Raw genomic sequence first — 16,189 nt, forward strand, 5'->3', positions numbered from 1 at the left:
CGCCGTCAGCGGCTGCTGCTGCGAGCGTTGCCGCGAGGACGAGGGCAGCCTGAGCAGCGTCCGCGACTGCGGACGGAGCTGCGAGGAAGGCGTGCCGGAACATGAGGCAGATCATGGCCGACGGATCGCCGCACGTCGAACGATTTTCCGCGCCGGGCACGGGCGTTGCTCAGCCGGTCACGGTCCTACGTTCTTCAGGGCTTCCCGCACCGACAGCGGCGCGAGCACGTCCCGGTGGGCGGCGACGAAGGACCATACGGCGCCGGGGTCGGTCTTCGCGTACTCGCGCAGCGCCCAGCCGATCGCCTTGCGGATGAAGAAGTCGCCGTGCCCGGCCTGGCGCAGGCAGTACGCGAACAGCCGGCCGGTGTCCGTCGCGTCCTTGTACCGGAGCTGGTGGAGGAGGGCGGTCCTGGCCACCCACAGGTCGTCGTCCTCGATCCACGCGTCCATGGCGGCCGTCAGCCGCGGGTCGGCGGCGACGAGCGCGCCCACCACGTGGGCGGCGAGGTGGTCGACGGTGTCCCACCAGGGGACGGTGGTGATCAGCTGCCGGGCGACCGGGAAGGAGTCCGACGACAGCACGCGGACGTGGCGGCGCAGACAGTCGACGGCGAAGTACGCGTACTCACGCTCGGGCAGCGCCCAGCAGCGCAGCGCGAGGGCCGTGAGGCCGGACTCGTCGGGGCGCGGGGTGCCCTGGAGGACCGTGCGGGAAAGCTCCCGCCGTTCAGGTGAGGGCAGCCCGAGGAAAGGGGCGACGTCCTTCATGTAGGCGCGCATCCGCTCGGCCCGCTCGGGATCGGCGGCGGCCGGGTAGACCGTGGTCAGCCGGTCGAGGACGGTGTCGGCCCAGGCGCTGGGCGGCGGAACGACGGACATGTGCTTGCTCCCCGGGGACGCTCCATTGTGGGAGAAGTGAGACACAACCTACGGCGATCTTATGTGTGTGTCGGTTAGTCTCCCCGGATGCTCGACACCGTCCCCGCCCGTCCCACCGGGCTCGCAGCACGCTGCTCCAGGGTGCTGTTCTCCCCCTGGTCACGGCTGTCACTCCTGATGGTGCTGCTGGCCGCGGCCGCCGCGTGCGTCCTGCTCTTCGAGCCGCAGAGACTCCTCCAGGACGGCTGGCCACGCCAGTTGACCGGAGCGTTCGCGGTCGTGGCGTTCGCCGTGGCGTACGGCCTGTGCACGGTGGCGTTCGTGCCGAGACCGCTGCTCAATCTGGCCGCGGGGGCGCTGTTCGGCTCCCAGCTCGGCCTGCTCGGGGCGATCGGCGGGACGGTCGTCGGCGCCGGTGTCTCCTTCGGCCTGGGCCGGGTCCTCGGCCAGGACGCGCTGCGTCCGCTGCTGCGGGGCCGCTGGCTGAAGGCCGCGGACGGCCAGCTCAGCAGGCACGGCTTCCGCTCGATGCTGGCGGCCCGGCTCTTCCCCGGGGTGCCGTTCTGGGCGGCGAACTACTGTGCGTCGGTGTCCCGGATGGGCTGGGCCCCGTTCCTGCTGGCCACCGCGCTCGGCTCGATCCCGAACACGGCGGCCTACGTGGTGGCGGGCGCCCGGGCGTCCGCGCCCACCTCCCCGGCGTTCCTGATCGCGATGGGCTTCATCGCGGTGACGGGGCTCGCGGGCGCGCTGGTCGCCTGGTTCAAGCGGCACAAGTGGAGTCCCCCGCGCGAGCGGTAGCCCGGGGGCGCAGCCCGGGCCCGAGGGCCAGCGTCACCGCCACCGACAGCACCGCGAGCACCACCATCGCGGCGGCCGGGGAGACGAACTGCGCCAGGGTGCCCGCCAGCAGGGCCCCCACCCCCTGCATCGTCAGCATCCCCGCCGTGTGCAAGCCCAGGGCGTGGCCGCCGAGTTCGTCCGGGGTGAGCGCCACGAGGCGTTCCTGGAGGAGCAGGCTCGCCGAGAAGCCGAGGGAGGCGACGGCCACCGCGGCCAGGGCCACGGGCAGCGAAGGGCGTACCCCGAACAGCAGGTAGGGCACGGCGAGCAGCAGCCGGAGCGGGGCGCCGAGGCGGGCCCGCAGGCGCGCGGGCAGGAAGCGGCCCGTGAGGATGTCGCCGCCGAGCATGCCGAGCGCGGCGCTCGCGAGCAGCATGCCCGCGTGCGCGGTGTCGTACGGGACGAAGAGGGCCTCGCAGCCGACGATCAGGCCGTTGGGCACCCAGAGCGCCAGATAGACGCAGCGGCGCGGGGCCGAGGACCACAGCAGGGCGTTGCCCCGCATCGTCTCGCCGAGGGAGGGGCGGCCCGCGGCGCGGGCGGGGCGTGCGGTCAGCCCGCAGCGGGCCACCGCCGCCGACAGGACGTGCAGCCCGGCGGCGATCAGCAGGGTGCCGCGCGGGGACAGCGCCGTGACCAGGAGGCCGCCGAGCGCGTAGCCGGTGATCTGGCAGACGCCGGCGCTGATGTTGAGGACCGAACGGCCCAGCAGATAGCCGCCCTTGCCGTTGCCGCCCGTGCTGTCGGTGATGTCGGTGAGCAGGCCGTAGCGGACGCCTCCGCCGAGCGCCGAGGGGACGCCCTGGAGGAGGACGAGCGTGAGCGCGGCGGCGGTGGGCAGGCCCGGCACGGTCTGGAGCAGGGTGGCCAGGCCGAGGAGGATGGAGAGCCCGGCGAGGACCGCTCGCGGCGGCAGCCGGTCCGCCGCCGACAGCAGGGTGAGCGCGCCGACGACCTGGGCGAGCGCGGGTCCGAACATGGCGAGCGCGGACAGCAGCGGTGAGCCCGTCGAGGCGTAGACGAGCGAGCCGAGGGCGAGGCCGCCGACCGTCTGGGCGGCGGCCTGGAGCGAGACGGCGGAGAAGAACGGGGTGAACTCGGGGGCGGCGAACAGGTCTCGGTAGGTACGCATGGACGGAGGCTGCGGGGGTTCGGCGGCCGGACGTTAATGTTTCGCGCTACGGCGAAACGAGTGGGGCGGGGACATGGGGATCTGGCGGGTCGACGCCGACACGCTCGCGGGCAGCCGGTTCGTGGTGTCGTCGCTCGCGGAGACGACGGCGAGCCTGAAGAAGCTCGCCGCCCCGAGGGCCGCCCACCCCGGTGAGCGGCGCTGGCTCGACGCCCATCTGCCCGCCTACCGCGCCCGGCTGGCCGCGGACCCGGTGACGGCGGCGCTCCTGGACGCCGCGTTCGGGACGGTCTGGAACGCGGACTTCCTCACCCCGACCCCGTACGGGTGCTGCGATCTGGACCTCGACGAGGGCCTCGCCCGGATCGCGGCCACACCGTCGGAGACCGTGCGCGCGGATCTGGCGCTGTCGTGGCCGGGGCCGCTGCCGGCGCCGCTCGTGGGCGCCGACGACCTGGCGGAGCGTGCCGCGCGGCTCCTCGACTGGGTGTGGCGGGAGACGGTGCTGCCCGAGTGGCCGCGACGGCGCCGGATCATCGAGGCCGATGTCGTGGCGCGGACCAGGGAGCTGTCGGTCGGCGGCTGGGCCGCGGCCTTCGGCGCGCTGCGGCCGACGATGCGCTGGCTGGGCGAGGGGCGGCTGCGGATCAACGCCCACGACTATCCGCCGCGGGACATCTCGGGGGCGCGGCTGCTGTTCGTGCCGGTGACCCCGCACCAGGGCTGGGTGTCCTGGCCGGAGCCACCGCCCGGCGCGGCCGCGCCGCCGGACCGGTACGCGGTGGTGTACCCCTGCGCGGGCGCGCTCGCCGACGCGGGCCGGGTGGCGCCGCCGGACGGGCTCGCCGCGCTGCTCGGCACGGCGCGCGCCCGGGTCCTGGTGCTGCTCGATCAGCCGCTGACGACGACCCAGTTGACGGCGCTGACCGGTCAGGGGCTCGGCTCGGTGGGCCGTCATCTGAAGGTGCTGGCCGACGCCCGGCTCGTGGGCCGCCGGCGGGCCGGGCGCTCGGTGCTGTACTTCCGCACCCCGGCCGGGGACACCTTGCTGTCGGCCCAGCGTGACTCGGATGTCTAGCGTGCTTTGCCTGCCCGTCACTTTCGGCGGCTAGCGTGCCCCACGCGTGTGCCCGTGCCCCTGTGGTGACGGGGGCACGGGCACCTCCCCGTCCTGTCCGGCGCGCGCCCGCGGCCGGTCCCGCCCCCGGCCCCTGGATCGCGTACTTCTCCATGTCTTGGTTCGAATCATTCATTCTCGGCCTCGTCCAGGGGCTCACGGAGTTCCTGCCGGTCTCGTCCAGCGCCCATCTGCGGCTGACGGCGGCCTTCGCCGGCTGGAGCGACCCGGGCGCCGCCTTCACGGCGATCACCCAGCTCGGTACGGAGACGGCCGTGGTGCTGTACTTCCGCAAGGACATAGCCCGGATCATCTCGGCGTGGTTCAGGTCACTGACGGACAAGGCGATGCGCGCCGACCACGATGCCCAGATGGGCTGGCTGGTGATCGTCGGCTCGATCCCGATCGGCGTCCTCGGCGTCACGCTCAAGGACCAGATCGAGGGCCCGTTCCGCGATCTGCGGCTGACGGCGGCGACGCTGATCGTGATGGGTGTGGTGCTCGGTGTCGCGGACCGGCGCGCCGCCCGTGACGAGCTCGGCGGGCGGCACCGCGCCGTCCGCACGCGCAAGGAGCTCAAGGACCTGTCGGTGAAGGACGGCCTGATCTACGGCCTGTGCCAGGCGCTGGCCCTGATCCCCGGCGTCTCCCGCTCCGGCGCGACGATCAGCGGCGGTCTCTTCCTCGGGTACACCCGTGAGTCGGCGGCCCGTTACTCGTTCCTCCTCGCCATCCCGGCCGTGCTGGCCTCCGGTGTCTTCGAGTTGAAGGACGCGACGGAGGGCGGGCACGTGTCGTGGGGGCCGACGGTGTTCGCGACGCTGATCGCATTCGCCGTCGGCTACGCGATCATCGCGTGGCTCATGAAGTACATCTCCACGAAGAGCTTCATGCCGTTCGTGTACTACCGGATCGCGCTGGGCGTCGCGCTGATCGTGCTGGTGACCGCCGGTGTGCTGAGCCCGCACGCCGCCGAGTCGGCCGGTTAGCACGGGCCGCGTCCTCCGGATGCGGCCCGCACGACCCGCCCGTAACGTCGCAGACGACCCCGAACCACCTCATCAAGGAGTCGTCATGGGCGACAACGCCATGGACAAGGCCAAGGGCAAGGCCAAGGAGATGCTGGGCAAGGCCACCGGCAACGAGCGGATGAAGACCGAGGGCAAGGTCGACCAGGCCAAGGCCGACACGGACAACCTGCGCGAGAAGGCCGAGGACAAGGTCAAGGGCGTACGCGACTCGCTGAGCAACGACGACGGCTGAGGTTCCGCCGTCCCCGGCGGGCCCCGGGCGCGCTCAGGTGATGATCCCGGCGGCGGTCGCGGCCCGGAGCCAGTGCGGGAACTCTCCCGTCAGCCGGTCGTACAGCACCGCGTCCGGGATCAGCTTCGGGTCCTTGCCCGCCGGGAAGAACCCGGCGTTGTCGACGACGCGCCGGGCCGGGACCGCCAGTTCGTCCAGCTTGCGCAGGAAGTCGAACTTGTCCTTACCGTACCCGATGAACTGCCAGAACAGCGGCAGCTTCGCGGCCCTGCACAGGGTCTGCTCGGCGGCGCGCCGGGAGTCCGGGGAGCCGTCGGTCTGGAACACGACGAGCGCCGGGTCCCGTGCGCCGCTGTCGAGGTAGTGGTCGATGACCGCGTCCATGGCGGCGGCGTAGTCGGTGGTGCCCATGTGCCCGTACGCGCGGTGGAGTTCGGCGATCCGGCCCTGGTAGTCGTCGAGGCCGATGTCGACGGCGGGGTGGGCGTCGCTGTCGAAGAAGACGGTGGGGACGACACCGTCGTCGTCCAGGTTCACCGACAGGGCGAGGACCTGCTCGGCGAGGTGCTGCATGCTGCCGTTCTTGTAGTACCGGCGCATGCTCCCGGACCGGTCGAGCACGAGATAGACGGCGGCCCGCGTCCCCGTCAGGCCCTGCTTCTCCAGGGACACGGCGGCGGTCTTGGCGAGGCTGACGAGCCCGGCGGGGACCTTTTCGAAACTGAGGGGCATACGGCCATCCTCGCAGGCGGGCCGGGCGCGGCACGTCACCGGGGAAGCGGGGGAAGGTCCTTCAGGAACAGGCGGGCGTCGCAGTCGCCGAGTTGGGCCGGGTCGAACGGGGCGTAGCCGAACCACGGCGAGACGCGGGGCGCCGGTGCCGGGTCGCCGAGCCGGGCGGCGAGCGCGGACGGGTCGACGGCGCAGCGCTCGTGCGGCAGTGCGTACAGGAGACCTTCGAGCGTGTCCGGGGGCGGGGTGTCCACGCCCCGGTGGCGGATCGTGCCGAGGGCCGTGGCCACGAACGCGTACCGCTCCCCCAGCCGGGCCGCCGCGAGCGCGCCCGCGCTCCACCAGTTCAGCGGCGGATGGCCGTCCATGCGCAGGGTGCTCCGGGGGCGCTGCAGATGGGAGTTGTGCGCGAAGGCGAGGGTCGGGCCGCGCTCGGCGAGGGCGAGGAGGGTGTCGGCCATCATGACGTCCCGTACGGCGAGCAGCCTGGTCATCCGGCTCGGCGAGGGATCCGCCATGCCGTCGTGGTAGCGCAGCAGGCCGACGGCGGTCCGCCCGTACAGGCGGGCCCGGTCCCAGGCCTCCCGCGAGGACGCGGCGATCAGGTGCGGGGCCTGCGCGTCGAGGAGAGCCAGCAGATCGTCGGCGAGCAGCCGCAGCCGGAACGCGTCGGGCGACCGGCCCACCGAACGGGCCGGGTCCCGCATCGCGGCGGGCTCGGTCCACCGGTCGTCGGCGCCGAGCAGCTCGTCGAGGGTGCGGGCCGTGCACGGGAGCAGGTCGGCACCCGACTGGTCTCCGTGCTCCGCGTGCTCCGCGAGGAAGGTGTGGAGCGCGGTGAGGGCCCGGCGCGGGCTCTCGGCCCCGGTGATCTCCAGCGGGCCGTCGAAACCGGCGAAGCGCACCTGGTCGGCGGCGGGCCTGCCGTCGTTGAACTCCCGTATCCAGCAAACGAGTTCACGGTTGGCGGCGGACGCGCCGAAGCCGTGACTGAAGCCGTCCCGCATCACGTCGTCGAGCGCGTCCCGGCCCGTGACGACGCCGCTGACGTGGTCGTCGACGGCGAGGCCGCGCAGGCAGTCGCTCTCGAGGGCGATGGTCCGGTAGCCCGCTTCCTCGACGAGCTGCCGGAAGAGCGTGTTGCGCAGGTCGAGGAGCGCGTCCTCGCCGTGGGTCGGCTCGCCCAGGGCGAGGAGCCGGGGGCGGTCGGCGGGGAGCAGCCGCAGGACGGCGGCCGCGTCGACGGGACGGACGGTTGACGCGATGGCGGAGTTCCCGGTCTTCATACCGTCAACGCTATCTTTGAACCTTCGGTGGAGACTTTCGGTGAGCGATCGATGGAGAGCAGGAGATACGTGGAGTCAAAGCCTCAAAGGAGGGTGCGACTGAGACCCGTCGACCTGGCGCGCGAGCACGGACTGTCGACGCAGGCGGTCCGCAACTACGAGGAGGAGGGCATCCTCCCGACGGCCGAGCGGACGCCGCACGGCTACCGCACCTACACGCCGTCGCACGCGCTGGCGCTGACCGCGTTCCGCGCCCTGGTTCCCGGGCACGGCCACGCGACGGCGACGGCGGTCATGCGGGCGGTGAACGAGGGCGCGGCCGACGAGGCGTTGCGGCTCATCGACGAGAGCCACGCCCAACTCCTGGAGGACCGGCGGACGTTGCACGCGGTGGAGCATGCCCTGCGCGGCCTGGACCCCGCTCCCGCGGCCGCTCCCGGGCGGGCCGTCCGGCACATCGGGCCCCTCGCGAAGGAGCTGGGCGTCCGGCCCGCGACCCTGCGCAAGTGGGAGGGCGCCGGACTCGTGCGCCCGCGCCGCGACCCGGCCACCGGCTACCGCGTGTACGACGCGGCCGATGTGCGCGACGCGCGGCTCGCCCATCAACTGCGGCGCGGAGGCTATCTGCTGGAGCAGATCGCCCCGCTGATCGGCCAGGTGCGCGCGGCGGGCGGCACCGAGCCGCTGGAGGCCACCCTGCGCGACTGGCACGACCGGCTGTCCGCCCGCGCCCGCGCGATGCTGGCCGGCGCGGGCGAGCTGGAGAGATACCTGCGCGGGCGCGAGGACTCCCCCGTCGACGGGGCCGCGGACCGGACCGGCTAGCCGAGGAAGCCGCGTACCAACGAGACGAATTCCTCCGGGCGTTCGGCCCGCATGACGTGCCCCGAGTCGAGTTCCGCGTAGGAACTGCCGGGGATCCCGGCGTGGATCTCGCGCGCGTGGCGCACGGGGACCAGCGCGTCCGCGGCGCAGCCGATCACCAGGGTCGGCGCCTGGATCAGGGGCAGCAGGGGGCGCAGGTCGGCGCGGAGGACGAGGTCGAGCTGTCGGACGCGGCCCGCCGCGGGCGGGAAGGCGCCGGCCAGTTCCTCGACCGCGTCGGGGGCGAGGCGGTTCAGGTACGGGCCGCTGAAGGCGACGAGCATCGCGAAGCGGGAGAAGGTCTCCTTGTCGTCGACGAGGTCCCGCCAGATCCGCATCACCGTCCGCACGTACGCGTCCTGGGCGGCGTGGGCGAAACCCGCGACGGGGATCAGGCGGCGCACCAGATCCGGGCGGGTGGCGGCGAGGGAGAGCGCGACGACGGCGCCGAGGGAGTGCCCGACGATGTCGGCGGGACCCGCGCCCCGGTCCTCGATGACCGCGGCCAGTTCGCCGGTGAGTCCTTCCAGGGTGAGGTCAGTGCCGGGGTCCGGGGCGGGGTCGCTGCCGGACAGGTCGGGGAGGATCACGGTGTGCCGGTCGGTGAAGCGGTCCACCAGGGCGTTCCAGGTGACCGCGCCGGGGCCCGCGCCGTGGACGAGGACAAGTGCCGGGCCGTTGCCTTCGGTTCGGTAGGTCGTCATGTCGTCGAGGCTGGCACCGGGCCCGCCTCGTGAGGAGCGGACCGCTTTCCCTAGGACCGCCGGTCCTGGCCTGGTGCCCCACGGGGCAGGATGGGGGCATGAGCATGGACCGGGCCGGACTCGCCGATTTCCTGCGCCGCTCCCGGGAGCGGCTGCGCCCCGAGGAGGTGGGGCTGCCTGCCGGTCCGCGCCGCCGCACCCCGGGCCTGCGCCGCGAGGAACTGTCCCAGTTGGCCGGGATGTCGGCCGACTATCTGATGCGCCTCGAACAGGCCCGCAGTCCGCAGCCCTCGCCGCAGATCCTGGCGTCGCTCGCGCAGGCGCTGCGACTGAGCCGGGACGAGCGCGACCATGTGTTCCTGCTGGCCGGACAGCGGCCGCCGGCCGGGCCCCGGGCGGGCGGGCACGTACGGCCGGGCCTGCTGCACCTGATGGACCAACTGGTCGGCACACCGGTGCAGTTGCTCAGCGACCTGGGCGATCTCCTGGTGCAGAACGCGCTCGCGGAATCGTTGTTCGGCTGCACCTGCACGGTGGCCGAGCCGGACCGCAACGTGGTCTGGCGCTGGTTCACCGACCCGTTCGCGCGGGAGGCCTATCCCGCGCGGGAGCACGAGCGGCACGGCCGGGAGCACGTCGCCGATCTGCGGGCCGCGGTCGCCCGCCGGGGCGCGGACGCGGCGGCCATGGCGCTGGTGGACCGGCTGCGCGGCACCGGGGCGGAGTTCACCGCGCTGTGGGAGCTGCACGAGGTGGCGGTGCGGCGCAGCGGCCGCAAGCGGGTGCTGCATCCCGCGACCGGGCCGATGGAGTTCGACGTGGAGGCGCTGCTGACGCCGGCGGAGGACCAGCGGCTGCTGGTGTTCACACCGCCGCCGGGCTCGAAGACCTTCGAGGCCCTGGAACTGCTGCGCGAGGTGGGGCCGGAGACGGCGCACCGCAGCCACCGCTGAGCTCTGCCGCCGCCTGTGTCACCAGGGGACGGGGCCCTTCGCGTCGAAGAAGCCGCCCGTCGGCCCGTCCGGGCCGAGCAGCGCCGTCCGGACGATGATCTCGGCGCCCTCCTCGACCGTCTGGACGCCCGAGTTGCCGTTCAGGTCGGTCTTGGTGAAGCCCGGCTCGACGGAGTTGACCCGGATGTTCGGGAACGCCTTCGCGTACTGGACCGTGAGCATGTTGACGGCCGTCTTGGATGCCGGATAGGCGATGCCCGGGTAGAAGCCGGCGGGTGCCTCCGGGTCGGTGATCAGGGCCATCGAGCCGAGACCGCTGGCCACGTTCACGATGACGGGCGCGGCGGAGCGGTTCAGCAGCGGCAGGAAGGCGTGGGTGACCCGGAGCGTGCCGAAGACGTTCGTCTCGAAGAGCGGGCGGAGGGTGTCGACGGTCTCGTCGGCGGGGGCGACGATGCCGTTGTCGGCGGTACGGCCCTCGATGCCGGCGTTGTTGACCAGCACGTCGAGGACACCGTCGTGGGCCGCCCCGATCGTGGCCGCGGCGGCGGCGACGGAGTCCTCGTCGGTGACGTCGATGACGACGTGCCGGGCGCCCAGCTCCTCGGCGGTCCTGCGGCCCTTGTCGGCGTCGCGGCTGCCGACGTAGACGGTGTGGCCGGCTTCGATCAGACGGCGGGCGGTTTCGCGGCCGAGGCCCTTGTTCGCCCCGGTGATGAGTGTCGTGGTCATGGGTCAAGCCTCCGGCGAAGCCCCGCGCCCTGCCAGCCGTCCCGTCTTCCTGGGACTGCCGGTACCAGGAAGATCCGGGCCCGAGGGGGCAGAGTGGGGGCATGAGCAACGAGTTCGGGGACACCGTCCGGCGCTGGCGGGACCGGGTCCGGCCCGAGTCGGCCGGGCTCACTCCGGTGGGGCAGCGGCGGGCCGCCGGGCTGCGCCGCGAGGAGCTGGCGCTGCTGGCCGGGATCTCCGCGGACTACGTCACCCGTCTCGAGCAGGGCCGGGCCACTCACCCCTCGGACCAGGTCGTCGCGGCGCTGGCCCGCGCGCTGCGGCTGTCCGGCGCCGAGCGCGAGCACCTGTTCCGGCTCGCGGGGCTCGTGCCGCCCGGCCGCGACCGGGTCCCCGGCACGCTCACGCCGAGTGTGCACCGGCTCCTGGAGCGGCTCGCCGGGACGCCGGTCGCGGTCTTCGACGCCGCGTGGACGCTGCTGCTCGCGAACCCGCTGTACACGGCACTGCTCGGGGAGCGCCCGCAGTGGCGCGACCACCGGAGCAACGGTGTCTGGTGGACGTTCCTCGGCCCGCCCGGCCGGGTGCGGCTGAGCGACGGGGAGCGGCGGGCGATGGAGTCCGCCCTCGTCGCGGACCTGCGGGCGACCGCGAGCCGCTATCCGGCCGACCCGGAGCTGTCCGCGCTGATCTCCGAGGTGCGCGCCGGCAGCCCGCGGTTCGCCGCGCTGTGGGACGCGGGGTCGGTGGGCCGGCACGAGGCGGCCCGCAAGACGGTCGATCACCCGCAGGTCGGCCCGCTCGCCCTGGACTGCGACATCCTGACGGTCGCGGGCGACGACCTGCGCGTCATGGTCTACACGGCCGAGCCGGGCACACCGGACGCGGACGCCCTGACCCTGCTGTCGACGCGGGTGGTGCCGTCGCTGCTCGTATCCTCACCTGCATGACACGCCACATCGCCTTCGCCCGTCTGCACAACTTCCGTGACCTGGGCGGCTATCGCACCCTCGACGGCCGTACCGTCGGCTGGGGGCGGCTGTACCGCTCCGACGCGCTGTCGAAGCTGAGCCCGGACCCCGGAAACGAAGCCGTGCGGGCCGACTGGGAGAGATACACGGGCCTCGGCATACGCACCGTGATCGATCTGCGCTATCCGCGGGAGATCGCCGCGAACGGCCGGGTGCCCGAGATCCCCGGCCAGAGCTGGGTCAATCTCAGCGTGGAGCACCGCCCGTACGACCAGGCGGTGATCGACCCGGACGTCGACCCGTGGCGCCATCTCGCCGACCGCTACCTGGAGGTCGCCCACGACGGCGCCGACGAGCTGCGGCAGGCCCTCGACCTGATCGCGTCCGCCGACGAACCGCTGGTCTTCCACTGCGCGTCCGGCAAGGACCGCACGGGCCTGCTCGCCGCGCTGGTCCTCGTCCTGCTCGGTGTCCACGAGGACGATGTGGCGGCCGATTTCGCTCTCACCGAACGCGCCAGGGACCGCCTCCTCGCCGACTGGAAGGCGGTGCACGAGGGCCGCGAGCCGACCTGGCCCGGCTTCGGCCGCGCGCCGGAGACGATCATGCGGCTGTTCCTCGCGGACCTGTCCGCGCAGTTCGGGAGCGTGCAGGGATATGTGACCGAACATCTGGGCATGGACGAGGAGTTGACCGCCCGGCTCCGCAAGAGACTGCTCGACTGATCGCCAACTCATCACCACGAACGATCACTTGACGCGGTCGACCGCTCGCTCAGGGTTCACATTCGGTCGTCGCGCGCTTAGCCTTGGCACATGCCATCCGCCGTACCCCAGCCCACGCGGTCTGCCGAGGAAGTGAACGAGCAGATCCGCGGCCTGTGGCTGCGCGCGGGCGGACGGCTCACGGCCGAGCAGCGCACGCAGTACGAGCTGCTGGTGACGGAGTGGGCCCAGGCCACGCGGACCGAGGTCGTCGAGGCGGCCTGACCCGGGCCCGTCCGGTCAGCGTCCGCCGGCGACGCGCAGCACGGTACCCGTCGTGTACGCGGCGTCCGAGGAGAGCAGCCAGCCGATCGCCGCGGCGATCTCGTCGGCCCTGCCCGCCCGGCGCAGCGGCACACCGCCCGCCATCCGCTCGGCGCGGTCCGGGTCGCCGCCCGTGGCGTGGATCTCGGTGTCGATGATGCCGGGGGCGACGGCGTTGACGCGGATACCGGCCGGGCCGAGCTCCTTGGACAGGCCGACGGTGAGCGTGTCGACGGCGGCCTTGGACGCGGCGTAGTGGACGTAGTCGCCGGGGCTGCCCAGGGTCGCCGCGGCGGAGGACACGTTCACGACGGCGCCGCCGCCGGACGCCGTCATGTCGCGGGCGGCGCGGCGGCAGCACAGCAGGACACCGAGGACGTTGACGTCGACGATCCGGCGCAGGTCCTCGGTGCGTGCCTCGGCGAGCGGGCCGAACGGTCCGGTGACACCGGCGTTGTTCACCAGGCCGGTGAGCGGGCCCAGTTCGGCCTGCGCCTCGTCGAACAGCCGCTCCACGTCGGCCTCCTGCGAGGTGTCGCCGCTCAGCACGACGCAGCGGGCGCCGGCCGCGCGCACGGCGTCCGCGGTGCGCAGGGCGGCGTCCTTGTCACGGACGTAGGACAGGGCGACGTCGTGGCCGTCCTGGGCGAGTCGCACCGATGTGGCGGCGCCGATGCCTCGGCTGCCGCCGGTGACGAGCGTGATGGGGCGGGTCAATCGAGCCTCCTGGCAGTGATCATGTCGCGCGAGGCGCACCGTACCAGCGCCACTTGCCGACCCTCTCCCTGCCCGGCAGGTCACCGCGTCCGGTCGCCCACAGCAGCGTCGGCCAGGGCTCGGTGTCCGAGGGGGTGTCGGGGAAGAGCCGGTGCAGGGAGCGGGCGCACAGCCCGGCGGGCGGCTCGAAGGGGACGCCGAGGCCGAGAGCCATGTCGTGGGCGTGCAGCAGCGTCTCGACGATGCCCATCGCGGCGAAGCCCTCGGGGTCGGCGGTGCCGAACACGTGGTGGCCGCGGGCGTCGGCCGGGGTCGCCCGCACCACGGCGACGAGCAGCCCGCCGCACGCCTCCAGGACCCCGAGCAGTCCGGCCGGGCCCGCCTCCAGGTCGGCGGTGACGGTGTTGGCGGGGCCCTCCGGGCGGCGCCGGGAGAAGCCGAAGGTCACGTACGCGTCGGCCGACGGGCGGGTCGAGCCGATCTGGGCCGCGTACGCGAAGAGGTCGTCGGCGAGGTGCTCGGCGGTCTCCCAGCACGTCCACTCCAGCGGCCCGGCCGGGACGTGCCAGTCGGCCCCGGTCGCGGGGGTCAGTGCGTCGACGGTGATCCGGACGGCGTGCGCGACGTCGTCGGCGGTGACGGGTCCGGGTGGGGCGGTGTTCGGCTCTGGTGACATGGGGGGACGGTAACAGCGAGCTGACGCACGCCTCTTGGCTGTTCGCGCCGGGGGCTCGAAACTGTCCCGATGACGCAGCGTGTGGAACTCGCGACCGTCCTCGACCGGCTCGCTGTCGACGAGTTGGTGACCGACTACGCCGTGACCGTGGACGACGGGGACTGGGCGGCGTACCGCGCCCTGTTCGCGCCGGACGGCCGCGCCGACTACCGGGCGGCGGGCGGTGAGGAGGGCGGCGCCGAGGAGATCGCCCAGTGGCTGACCCGCACCATGGAGCTGTTCCCGATGCGCCAGCACCTGATCGTCAACCGCCGCGTGCGCTTCGGCCACCTGGACCGGGACGTCGGCGACACGGCCCTGGTCCGCGCCGACTACATCAACCCCATGCGGTTCACGGGCACGGACGACGGTGGGGCCCCGGACTTCGTGTGCGGCGGCCGGTACGCGTTCGGGCTCGTCCGTACGTCCCTGGGCTGGCGGATGCACCGGGTGACCGTGCAGGAGAAGTGGCGGCGTGCTCCGCGGCGGTCGGCCACCGGCGTGTGAGACGGGCGCGGTGCCCACTGTCGTTGATCGCCGCCGACGCGCACACTGAAGGCACGTGACCGATGACGGCGGCAGTCGTACGAGGTGGGAGGCGCGGCGGATGCGGGGACGGTGGCGGCGGCTCGGGACATCGCCCTGGTGGCGGGGGGCCGCGGCGGCCGGGGCGGGCGCGCTGCCCGCGCTCGCGTTCCCCGCGCCCGCGCTGTGGTGGTTCGCGTACGCGGCCCTCGTCCCCTGGATGCTGCTGGCGCGCTCGGCGCCGACGCCGCGCCGCGCGGCTCTGGACGGCTGGCTGGGCGGCCTCGGTTTCATGCTGGCGGTGCACCACTGGCTGCTGCCCAGCCTGCATGTCTTCACGGTCGTCCTCGCGGCGCTGCTGGGCGCGTTGTGGGCGCCCTGGGGATGGCTGCTGCACCGGCTGCTGCACGGCCGGCCGTCACCGCGGCAGGCGGTGGCCGCGCTGGTCGCGGTGCCCTCTGCGTGGCTGATGGTCGAACTGGTCAGGTCCTGGCAGGGGTTGGGCGGCCCCTGGGGGATGCTGGGCGCCAGTCAGTGGCAGGTGGGGCCGGCGCTGCGGCTCGCCTCGGTGGGCGGGGTGTGGCTGCTGAGTCTGCTGGTGGTCGTCGTGAACACCGCGGTGACGCTGCTCGTGATCGCGCGCGGCGCCCGCACCCCGGCGGTGGCCGGGCTGGTCGCGACCGTCGCGGTGACCACCGCCGCGTCGGCCTGGGCGCCGCGCCCGCAGACCGACGGCACCGCGCGTGTGGCCGTCGTGCAGCCCGGGGTGATCGTCGGCGCCGAGCGCCGCTTCGACCGGGAGGAGGCCCTCACCCGCCGGCTCGCCGGGCGCGATGTCGACCTGGTCGTCTGGGGCGAGAGCAGTGTCGGCTTCGATCTGGCCGCACGCCCGGACCTGGCCCGGCGGCTCGCCGCGCTGTCCCGGCACGTCGGCGCGGACATCCTGGTCAACGTGGACGCGCGCCGCCCCGCGTCCGACGGCGACGGCGACGCCGGGCGCGGCATCTACAAGAGTTCGGTCCTGATCGGGCCCGACGGACCGACGGGCCCGCGCTACGACAAGATGCGCCTGGTCCCGTTCGGCGAGTACGTACCCGCGCGGTCGCTGCTCGGCTGGGCGACGTCGGTGGGCAAGGCGGCCGGCGAGGACCGCAGGCGCGGGACGCACCAGGTCGTCATGGACGCGGGGGCGCTGCGGTTCGGGCCGCTGGTCTGCTTCGAGTCGGCGTTCCCCGACATGACCCGCAATCTGACCCGCGACGGGGCGCGGCTGCTGCTCGCGCAGTCGTCGACCTCGACGTTCCAGCACAGCTGGGCGCCCGAGCAGCATGCGTCGCTGGCGGCGTTGCGGGCCGCCGAGAGCGGGCGGCCCATGGTGCACGCCACGCTGACCGGGGTCTCCGCGGTGTACGGGCCCGACGGGGCGCGGGTCGGTGCGTGGCTCGGTACGTCGTCGAGCACGGTCCGGGTGTACGCGGCCCCGACGGCCCACGGCACGACCCTGTACGTCCGCTTCGGCGACTGGCCGGTGCATGGGGCGGGCGCCGTGCTCCTGGTCCTCGGCACCGCGGAGGCCCTGCGGCGCTTCAGGCACCGCGACGTCGTCTCGTCCCAGGTGCCGGCCGGTGGGGGCTGGTCGCGCAGTTCCCCGCGCCCCTGAAGGCATGCGCTGCGCGCTCCACGAGCATCGGTCTGCTCGGCGCCATCCCCTTCCTCGTCGGCGCC

19 protein-coding genes are annotated in these 16,189 nt (G+C 73.6%); 11 read left to right on the forward strand and 8 right to left on the reverse strand.

The window, feature by feature from the left end; all coding sequences use genetic code 11:
- Window positions 1–177: 177 nt before the first annotated feature.
- On the reverse strand, window positions 178–882 hold the full coding sequence (locus tag ABZ930_RS34475) for a DNA alkylation repair protein (RefSeq protein WP_361556984.1): 705 nt from the start codon (window positions 880–882) through the stop codon (window positions 178–180).
- Window positions 883–969: 87 nt separating this feature from the next.
- Between ABZ930_RS34475 and ABZ930_RS34480 the strand changes: the two genes are divergently transcribed.
- Window positions 970–1,683: a TVP38/TMEM64 family protein gene (locus ABZ930_RS34480; RefSeq protein WP_361556987.1), complete on the forward strand. Its 714-nt coding sequence runs from the start codon at window positions 970–972 to the stop codon at window positions 1,681–1,683.
- Here ABZ930_RS34480 and ABZ930_RS34485 read toward each other — a convergent pair.
- The gene (locus tag ABZ930_RS34485) at window positions 1,646–2,857 is read right to left on the reverse strand and encodes an MFS transporter (protein ID WP_361556990.1); all 1,212 of its coding nucleotides are present in this window, start codon (window positions 2,855–2,857) and stop codon (window positions 1,646–1,648) included. The two genes, ABZ930_RS34480 and ABZ930_RS34485, sit on opposite strands and share 38 nt — an antisense overlap.
- Window positions 2,858–2,930: 73 nt before the next feature.
- Here ABZ930_RS34485 and ABZ930_RS34490 point away from each other — a divergent pair, with 73 nt between their 5' ends.
- From ABZ930_RS34490 to ABZ930_RS34500, 3 genes are all read left to right on the forward strand, one after another.
- Complete coding sequence (locus tag ABZ930_RS34490) at window positions 2,931–3,935, forward strand: transcriptional regulator (protein WP_361556993.1); 1,005 nt, start codon at window positions 2,931–2,933, stop codon at window positions 3,933–3,935.
- Window positions 3,936–4,087: 152 nt separating this feature from the next.
- Complete coding sequence (locus ABZ930_RS34495) at window positions 4,088–4,963, forward strand: undecaprenyl-diphosphate phosphatase (RefSeq protein WP_361556996.1); 876 nt, start codon at window positions 4,088–4,090, stop codon at window positions 4,961–4,963.
- An 85-nt stretch (window positions 4,964–5,048) separates the two neighbouring features.
- Window positions 5,049–5,237, forward strand: coding sequence for a CsbD family protein (locus ABZ930_RS34500; RefSeq protein WP_361556999.1), 189 nt, complete (start codon window positions 5,049–5,051; stop codon window positions 5,235–5,237).
- A 33-nt stretch (window positions 5,238–5,270) separates the two neighbouring features.
- Here ABZ930_RS34500 and ABZ930_RS34505 read toward each other — a convergent pair whose 3' ends face one another.
- The gene (locus tag ABZ930_RS34505) at window positions 5,271–5,969 is read right to left on the reverse strand and encodes a VWA domain-containing protein (RefSeq protein WP_361557002.1); all 699 of its coding nucleotides are present in this window, start codon (window positions 5,967–5,969) and stop codon (window positions 5,271–5,273) included.
- 35 nt (window positions 5,970–6,004) lie between these two features.
- Complete coding sequence (locus ABZ930_RS34510) at window positions 6,005–7,255, reverse strand: erythromycin esterase family protein (protein WP_361557005.1); 1,251 nt, start codon at window positions 7,253–7,255, stop codon at window positions 6,005–6,007.
- A gap of 51 nt (window positions 7,256–7,306) precedes the next feature.
- On the opposite strand from ABZ930_RS34510, the gene ABZ930_RS34515 reads away from it, so the two are divergent.
- On the forward strand, window positions 7,307–8,080 hold the full coding sequence (locus ABZ930_RS34515; RefSeq protein WP_361557008.1) for a TioE family transcriptional regulator: 774 nt from the start codon (window positions 7,307–7,309) through the stop codon (window positions 8,078–8,080).
- On the opposite strand, the gene ABZ930_RS34520 is transcribed toward ABZ930_RS34515, so the two are convergent.
- Complete coding sequence (locus ABZ930_RS34520; RefSeq protein WP_361557011.1) at window positions 8,077–8,823, reverse strand: alpha/beta fold hydrolase; 747 nt, start codon at window positions 8,821–8,823, stop codon at window positions 8,077–8,079. The two genes, ABZ930_RS34515 and ABZ930_RS34520, sit on opposite strands and share 4 nt — an antisense overlap.
- A gap of 98 nt (window positions 8,824–8,921) precedes the next feature.
- Between ABZ930_RS34520 and ABZ930_RS34525 the strand changes: the two genes are divergently transcribed.
- A complete protein-coding gene (locus ABZ930_RS34525; RefSeq protein WP_361557014.1) occupies window positions 8,922–9,776 on the forward strand; it encodes a helix-turn-helix transcriptional regulator in 855 nt (284 codons plus the stop codon).
- An 18-nt stretch (window positions 9,777–9,794) separates the two neighbouring features.
- Here ABZ930_RS34525 and ABZ930_RS34530 read toward each other — a convergent pair whose 3' ends face one another.
- Window positions 9,795–10,508 (reverse strand): SDR family NAD(P)-dependent oxidoreductase, encoded by a 714-nt coding sequence (locus ABZ930_RS34530; RefSeq protein WP_361557017.1) that lies wholly within the window; start codon window positions 10,506–10,508, stop codon window positions 9,795–9,797.
- A gap of 101 nt (window positions 10,509–10,609) precedes the next feature.
- On the opposite strand from ABZ930_RS34530, the gene ABZ930_RS34535 reads away from it, so the two are divergent.
- The 3 genes from ABZ930_RS34535 (at window position 10,610) to ABZ930_RS34545 (ending at window position 12,468) form a co-directional block, all read left to right on the forward strand.
- A complete protein-coding gene (locus ABZ930_RS34535; protein WP_361557020.1) occupies window positions 10,610–11,458 on the forward strand; it encodes a helix-turn-helix transcriptional regulator in 849 nt (282 codons plus the stop codon).
- On the forward strand, window positions 11,455–12,204 hold the full coding sequence (locus tag ABZ930_RS34540; protein ID WP_361557023.1) for a tyrosine-protein phosphatase: 750 nt from the start codon (window positions 11,455–11,457) through the stop codon (window positions 12,202–12,204). The genes ABZ930_RS34535 and ABZ930_RS34540 overlap by 4 nt, the downstream gene beginning before the upstream one ends.
- A gap of 90 nt (window positions 12,205–12,294) precedes the next feature.
- Complete coding sequence (locus tag ABZ930_RS34545; RefSeq protein ID WP_361557026.1) at window positions 12,295–12,468, forward strand: hypothetical protein; 174 nt, start codon at window positions 12,295–12,297, stop codon at window positions 12,466–12,468.
- Between the two features lie 15 nt (window positions 12,469–12,483).
- Here the strand turns inward: ABZ930_RS34545 and ABZ930_RS34550 are convergent, their stop codons facing one another.
- Together ABZ930_RS34550 and ABZ930_RS34555 are read right to left on the reverse strand one after the other, a co-directional pair.
- A complete protein-coding gene (locus tag ABZ930_RS34550; RefSeq protein ID WP_361557029.1) occupies window positions 12,484–13,224 on the reverse strand; it encodes an SDR family oxidoreductase in 741 nt (246 codons plus the stop codon).
- Window positions 13,225–13,243: 19 nt separating this feature from the next.
- A complete protein-coding gene (locus ABZ930_RS34555) occupies window positions 13,244–13,900 on the reverse strand; it encodes a DinB family protein (RefSeq protein ID WP_361557032.1) in 657 nt (218 codons plus the stop codon).
- A 69-nt stretch (window positions 13,901–13,969) separates the two neighbouring features.
- On the opposite strand from ABZ930_RS34555, the gene ABZ930_RS34560 reads away from it, so the two are divergent.
- Both ABZ930_RS34560 and lnt read left to right on the forward strand, forming a co-directional pair.
- Window positions 13,970–14,446: a nuclear transport factor 2 family protein gene (locus tag ABZ930_RS34560; protein ID WP_361557035.1), complete on the forward strand. Its 477-nt coding sequence runs from the start codon at window positions 13,970–13,972 to the stop codon at window positions 14,444–14,446.
- Window positions 14,447–14,546: 100 nt separating this feature from the next.
- The gene (gene lnt, locus ABZ930_RS34565; protein WP_361557044.1) at window positions 14,547–16,124 is read left to right on the forward strand and encodes an apolipoprotein N-acyltransferase; all 1,578 of its coding nucleotides are present in this window, start codon (window positions 14,547–14,549) and stop codon (window positions 16,122–16,124) included.
- Window positions 16,125–16,189: the final 65 nt, after the last annotated feature.

This window comes from Streptomyces sp. NPDC046716 (assembly GCF_040645755.1).
GTDB lineage: Bacteria > Actinomycetota > Actinomycetes > Streptomycetales > Streptomycetaceae > Streptomyces.